This is a genomic window from Rhizobium sp. PEPV16 (genome assembly GCF_008919455.1).
Lineage (GTDB): Bacteria > Pseudomonadota > Alphaproteobacteria > Rhizobiales > Rhizobiaceae > Rhizobium > Rhizobium leguminosarum_Q.
The window spans coordinates 1-6,743 of the sequence record NZ_VSZV01000133.1 but is presented as its reverse complement, the minus strand read 5'-3'; the positions used below and the strand labels follow the sequence as shown (position 1 = coordinate 6,743).

Annotated in this window: 6 protein-coding genes; 5 read left to right on the top strand and 1 reads right to left on the bottom strand. The window is 61.4% G+C overall.

From position 1 onward, the window contains the following. Window positions 1–54: 54 nt before the first annotated feature. A complete protein-coding gene (locus FY112_RS02375) occupies window positions 55–1,062 on the bottom strand; it encodes a LacI family DNA-binding transcriptional regulator (protein ID WP_131629584.1) in 1,008 nt (335 codons plus the stop codon). Window positions 1,063–1,255: 193 nt separating this feature from the next. Here FY112_RS02375 and FY112_RS02370 point away from each other — a divergent pair, with 193 nt between their 5' ends. The 5 genes from FY112_RS02370 to FY112_RS02350 all read left to right on the top strand — a co-directional run. Further along, on the top strand, window positions 1,256–3,181 hold the full coding sequence (locus tag FY112_RS02370) for an ABC transporter substrate-binding protein (RefSeq protein ID WP_131629583.1): 1,926 nt from the start codon (window positions 1,256–1,258) through the stop codon (window positions 3,179–3,181). Between the two features lie 104 nt (window positions 3,182–3,285). Then, window positions 3,286–4,272 carry an ABC transporter permease gene (locus FY112_RS02365; protein ID WP_017958352.1) on the top strand — a complete coding sequence of 329 codons (987 nt, stop codon included), beginning with the start codon at window positions 3,286–3,288 and terminating at the stop codon, window positions 4,270–4,272. A gap of 12 nt (window positions 4,273–4,284) precedes the next feature. Continuing rightward, window positions 4,285–5,418 (top strand): ABC transporter permease, encoded by a 1,134-nt coding sequence (locus FY112_RS02360; RefSeq protein WP_131620484.1) that lies wholly within the window; start codon window positions 4,285–4,287, stop codon window positions 5,416–5,418. Further along, window positions 5,408–6,457: an ABC transporter ATP-binding protein gene (locus tag FY112_RS02355; RefSeq protein ID WP_131620483.1), complete on the top strand. Its 1,050-nt coding sequence runs from the start codon at window positions 5,408–5,410 to the stop codon at window positions 6,455–6,457. Before FY112_RS02360 ends, FY112_RS02355 begins: the two co-directional genes overlap by 11 nt. Further along, the coding region (locus FY112_RS02350; RefSeq protein ID WP_181018131.1) for an ATP-binding cassette domain-containing protein at window positions 6,457–6,743 on the top strand (287 nt) is incomplete at its 3' end. The genes FY112_RS02355 and FY112_RS02350, both read left to right, overlap by 1 nt.

Sequence of the window (6,743 nt, the reverse complement as noted above, 5' to 3'; positions counted from 1 at the left end):
GCATGATGTCGTCCGAAAACCGCTCACACTTTTCGGCATCATGCTCCGGGGAGTTCAGGTTGTTTCGCGGATAATGAGCTCCGGCACGATGACGATGCCGTGCTGACGGTTTCTGGTGGCGATGCGGCTGAGCAGCAGACGCACGGCTTCCTCCCCCATTTCGCGTTTTTGCACCCGCAGGGTGGTGAGCGCCGGAGACAGCAGTTCGGCAGTCGGAATGTCGTCGAAACCGATCAGGGCGATTTGCCCGGGGATCGAAACGCCGGCAGCCCGGCAGGCCTTCATGGCGCCGATCGCATTGAGGTCGTTGTAGCAGACAAGCGCATCGATGCCGGGCGTCTCCGCCAGCAATTGCGCGGCCGCCGTTTGCCCGCCTGCGGCGGTGGGATCGCAATAAACGATGCTTTGTGCCTTGAGCCCGTGAGCCGACAGCGTCTTGCGAAAGCCGACAAGACGGCTCTTGCCGCCAAACGAACTGCGCGGCCCGGCGATGATCGCGATCCTGCGGCGCCCGCGCTCGACCAGATGATCGATGGCGCGCGACGCTCCCGTCTCATAGTCGGTGACAATCGTCCCGGCGACCTCGTTGGGCGCCTCGCGGTTGATGAGCACCACGGCGCGGTGGGGCGCAAGCGCCTTGTGAAGCGCGGCGTCGGGCAGCCGCGGACTGCAGACGATGATCCCGTCGACCCGGTGCCGCAACAGCGTTTCGATGAGTTCTTCCTCCCGCTTGCTGTTCTCGACGACATTGGACAGCAGCAGGTTGTAGCCGGCGGCGCTCGCGGCATCCTCGGCTCCTCTGATGACTTCGGGAAAGAACGGATTGGTGATGTCGGGAACGAGAAGCCCGATGGCCTTCGATCGATCGGACCGCAATCCGCGCGCAAAGGGATTGGGTCGGTAATTGAGCTCGCTCGCCGCTAAAATAATGCGTTGACTTGTCTCCGCGCTGGCTCCGCCGCGATCATTGAGCACGCGCGATACCGTCATCGGCGACACCCCTGCGGCGCGGGCGACATCGGCAATGGTTATTTTGGATTCTGGCTCTTTTGGGCGGCTCAACTGGATGGTCTCATCAAAAGGGGCGGGAGCTTACGATAACGATAACTAACATAATTTCGGGGAAAGCCAAGGCTGATATGGGCAAAGATAAGGCGACAAGAATCTCTTTGACAAGGTTGAACGGTAACGATAACGTTCGCAAAAGAGGAGAATACGTTAACGATAACTTAGAGCAGAATGTTGGGAGGAAAGAATGCAACACGTCAGAATCTTAAGACGGCAGGTTGTCTCGACCGTTGCCGCGGCGATCCTCATAGGTGCCGGCTGGGCCGGTGCCGCATTCGGCTTTGAGGAGTCGCCGGAACTGAAGGCGTTGGTCGATGCCGGCAAGCTGCCGCCGGTCGAAAAGCGGCTGCCAAAGGAGCCGCTGGTGCTCACTCCGCTTGAATCGGTGGGTAGCTATGGCGGCACCTGGCGCACGGCCACCTTTGGCGGTGGCGACAGCGAGATCGAGCGTTCGATCGGCTATACGAGACTGGTCCGCTGGAATCCGGAATGGACCGAGGTGATTCCCGATATCGCCAAGAGCGTCGAGGTCAATGCCAATGCCACCGAATATACGTTCACCTTGCGGGAAGGCACGCGCTGGTCGGACGGCGAGCCGTTTACCGCGGACGATCTTGTGTGGTGGAACGAGAACGTGCTTCGCAACACCAAGATCACCCCTGCCGCACCCAACTGGCTGACCGCGGGAGGAGAGACCGTCAAGGTCGAAAAGCTCGCCGACGACAAGGTCGTCTTCAAGTTCGCCGCGCCGAACGGCCTGTTCCTGATGAACATGGCGACCGTGCGCGGCTCCGATATTCTGGCGGCCGCACCGGCGCACTACCTCAAGCAATTCCACAAAGATTTCAATCCCGATGGCGTCGACGCTCTGGTGAAGGCAGCCGGCGCAACCGACTGGGTCCAGCTCTTCAACAACAAGATCGGGTTTCCCGGCCGCTGGCGCGACCTCGGCCGTCCAACGCTTGATGCCTGGGTGTTGACCGCGCCCTATAACGGCACCACCCAGGTCGTCGCCGAACGCAATCCATACTATGCCAAGGTGGATACCGCAGGAAACCAGCTGCCTTACTTCGATCGGATCACCATCGATGTGATGCAGGATACCCAGGCCATCATCCTGAAGGCGATCAGCGGCGAAATCGACATGCAGAACCGCTTCATCGAGACGACGGACGCCCGTACGGTGATCGTGCAGAACCAGGAAAAAGGCGGCTACGGCCTGTTTATCGCCCGGCCGGCGTGGTCGAACGCCCTGCTGATCACCCTCAACCAGACCCACAAGAATCCGGCCTTGCGCGCTGTCTTTTCCAACAAGGATTTCCGCATCGGCCTCAGCTACGCCATCAACCGCGAAGAGCTCAACCAGCTGATCTATGCCGGACAGGCCAAGCCTTATCAGGCAGCGCCGCGTGAAGCCACTGCGCTCTACGACGAGAAGATGGCGACGCAGTATCTGGAGTATAATGTCGATCTCGCCAATCAGTATCTCGACAAGGCCGGCCTTACCAAACATGACGCCGAAGGCTTTCGCCTCGGTCAGGACGGCAAGCGGATTACCTTTGCGATCGACGCCTTGACCGGAAGCCCGATCCAGGTGGACGCCCTCGAGATGATCCAGCGCTACTGGCGGGCTGTCGGTATCGACATGCAGCCCCGCCCGGCCGAACGTTCGCTGATCTTCTCCCGCCTGCAGAATAATGAGAATGACGGCCTGGGATGGGTCGGCGGCGGTGGCTACGATTTCCTCGGCCTGCTCGATCCAAAATGGTATTTCCCGCACGAATACGAGTCGAGCTTCGCGACGGCCTGGGGCCTCTACTACCAGAACCCCAAGGATCCGAACGCGCAGGAACCGAGCCCCGCTGCCAAGAAGCAGATGGATTTCTACCGACAGGTGAAGGAAGCGCCGACGCTCGAAAAGCAGTTGGCCGCGATGAAGGAACTGCTGGCGATCACCCGTGACGAATTCTACGTCATCGGCACCAACCTGGAGCCGGACCGCGTCGGAATCGTCAAGACCAATATGCGCAATGTCCCGAAAGTCATTCCCAGCACATCGTTCTACATGACGCCGGGACCGGCAAAGCCCGAGACCTTTTACTACCAGCAATAACGGAACGCGACCGACAGGGATGGCGCCCGCGGGCGCCACCCCATCGACAGCCCAGTCCCAATCATCCAATCCGATCGGCGATCGCCGATTGAAGGAGCTTGACCATGGCCGGCTTCATCATCAGACGCCTGCTTTATATGATCCCGATGATGTTTGCGATTTCCGTCGTGACCTTCATCATCATCCAGTTGCCGCCCGGCGACTTCCTGACCGCGCTGACCGCGCGTCTTGCCTCCCAGAACGAAACGATCGATCCCAGCGTCATCGCAGGCCTGCGTGAACGTTATGGGCTCGATCAGCCCTGGGCGGTGCAATACTGGAAATGGATCAGCGGCATCCTGCTGCGCGGTGATTTCGGCCAGTCCCTCGATTGGAACAAGCCGGTCAGCGAGCTGATCTGGGCCCGCATGGGCCTGACGATGGTGGTCTCGGTCACCACGCTGCTCTTCGTATGGGCGGTGGCCTTTCCGATCGGCATCTATTCCGCCGTGCGGCAATATTCGGTGGGAGATTACGTCGCCACCTTCTTTGGCTTTCTCGGCCTTGCCATCCCGAACTTCCTGCTGGCGCTGGTGCTGATGTATGTTTCGGCACAGTATTTCGGCCAAAGTACCGGCGGGCTGTTTTCGCCTGCCTATATCAACGCCGTCTGGAGCTGGGCCAAGCTCGGCGATCTCATTTCGCATATGTGGATACCGGTCGTCGTGCTGGGCACGGGTGCCACCGCGGCGCTGATCCGGATCATGCGCGCCAACCTGCTCGACGAACTCAACAAGCCCTATGTCGATATGGCCCGCGCCCGGGGTTTGAGCGAAATCCGGCTGCTGTTGAAATATCCGGTGCGGGTGGCGCTCAACCCGTTCATCTCGACCGTCGGCTGGGTGCTGCCGCACCTCGTCTCCGGCTCGGTGGTGGTCTCCATCGTTCTCAGCCTGCCGATCACCGGGCCACTGCTGCTCAACGCCCTCTTTGCCCAGGACATGTATCTGGCCGGCACTTTCATCCTGCTGATGAGCATGCTGACGCTGATCGGCACACTGATTTCGGACCTGCTGCTCGCCTGGCTCGATCCACGCATTCGCAACGGCTGAAGGACGAGACCAATGACCGATCAAGCCATCGCGCTACAGCCTGAACTGATCCAGAATTCCGACGCGGTCGCCGGGCAGTGGAAGCTCATCTGGCGGCGCTTCCGTCGCCATCGCCTGGCGCTGGCGGCCGGCGTCGTCATCTTTTTGATCTACCTGGTCGCCCTGTTTGCCGAGGTTCTCGCCCCAGTTTCTTCGCAGACCTACGATTCCCGCTATACCTATGCGCCGCCGCAGCAGATCAAGTTCGCCGGCTACGGCGCGGCCGGGCAGTTTCATCCGCTCTATGTCAACGGTTATTCGATGAAAGTTGACCCGATCGCGCTCAGCCGCAATTACGTGCCCGATCCAGCCGTCGTCATCCCCCTCGGCTTCTTCGTCAAGGGCGAACCCTATCGGCTTTGGGGGCTGTTTGATTTCGACCGGCACCTGATCGGCCCGATCGAGATGGGCAAACCATTCTACCTGTTCGGCGCCGATCGCCTCGGTCGCGACGTCTTCAGCCGGACGGTCCACGGCACGCGTGTTTCTATGTCCGTCGGACTGATCGGGGTCGCAATCAGCCTCATCCTCGGCATCATCCTGGGCGGTATCTCGGGGCTCTACGGCGGCTGGGTGGACGATGTGATCCAGCGTTCCATCGAACTCATCAACTCTATCCCGACCATCCCGCTGTGGATGGGCCTTGCGGCCGCCGTTCCGATCAGCGCCGATCCACTCCTGGTCTATCTCTGGATCACCATCATCCTGTCACTGATCGGCTGGACCGACCTGGCGCGGGTGGTGCGCGGGCGCTTCCTGTCGCTCAAAACGGAAGACTTCGTCATCGCCGCCCGTCTCGACGGCTGTTCGCAGATGCGCATCATCTGGCGGCACATGGTTCCGTCCTTCATGAGCCACATCATCGCCTCGGTGACGCTCGCCATCCCGACGATGATCCTCGCAGAAACCGCGCTCTCCTTCCTCGGCATCGGCCTGCGCCCGCCGGTGGTGAGTTGGGGCGTGCTGCTTCAGGAGGCGCAGAACATTCTCGCCGTCTCGAGCGCGCCCTGGCTGTTTCTTCCCGGTCTCGCGGTGATCGTCACCGTGCTCGCCCTCAATTTCCTCGGTGATGGTTTACGCGATGCTGCAGATCCCTATGAATACTGATCCCAATTTCGCCGCGGCCGGCGGCTGGCACGGGGATCGCGACCCGCTGATCGAGGTCGATGATCTCAGGACGCATTTCTTCGGGGGTGCGGGCACGATCAAGGCGGTCGACGGCGTCTCCTTTTCCATCCCGCGCGGCAAGACGGTCTGCGTCGTCGGCGAATCGGGTTCGGGCAAGAGCATCACCGGCCGGTCGATCCTCAACCAGGTTCCCAGGGGAGGGCGGATCGTCTCGGGCGCAATCCGCTACCGTCCCGATCCGGCAGCACCCTCCGTCGACCTGGCGGCGCTCGATCCGCGCGGCCATGACATGCGGGCGATCCGCGGTGCCCAGATCGGCCTGATCAGCCAGGAGCCGATGGCGGCCCTCTCTCCCGTCCATACGATCGGCAACCAGATGGTGGAGGTGATCCGCCTGCATCTGAAGATGGGAAAGAAGGAGGCGCGCGAACATGCCATCGAGACATTGGCTCTGGTCGGCATTCCGCGGCCGGCCGAGCGCATGGAAAGCTATGCCTTCCAGTTTTCCGGCGGCATGCGCCAGCGCGTCTGCATCGCGCTCGCGCTTGCCTGCCGCCCCAGACTGCTGATCGCCGACGAGCCGACCACGGCGCTCGATGTGACCACCCAGGCCAATATCCTCGATCTCCTGGCCTCGCTGCAGGCCGAATTCGGGCTCTCGGTGCTGTTCGTGACCCATGATCTCGGTGTGGTGGCCGAAATCGCCGACGAGGTCGTCGTCATGTATGTCGGCCGGGTCGTGGAGGCGGGCAATGTCGACACGATCTTCCACGCACCTGTTCATCCCTACACCAAGGCGCTGCTGCAATCGGTGCCGCGCATGCATGGGCAACCCACCGAACGGCTCGCGATCATCGATGGCATGGTGCCCTCGCGTTTCAACCGGCCCCCGGGCTGCAGCTTTCATCCCCGATGCAAAGAGGCAAGGGCGGGCCTGTGCGACCAAAGGGATCCGCAACCCGTCGCCATCGGCGACGGGCATGTCGCCAGCTGTCTGCTTTACGAAGGAAGACAATGATGGCCGATCCCATGACCCAACCAAGCCCGCTGCTCGAACTGAACGATCTCAGGATGCATTTCCCCATTCGCAAGGGCGCATTTCGGCGTGTGGTCGGACACGTGAAGGCGGTCGACGGCGTATCGCTTCGTGTCAAGGATGGCGAAACACTCGGCATCGTCGGGGAGTCCGGCTGCGGCAAGTCCACGCTTGCTCGCACGGTGCTGCGCATCTATCAGCCGACAAGCGGCGAAATCCGTTATCGCAATCGCAGCGGCGGCACTGTCGATCTCGCGGCTTTGTCGGG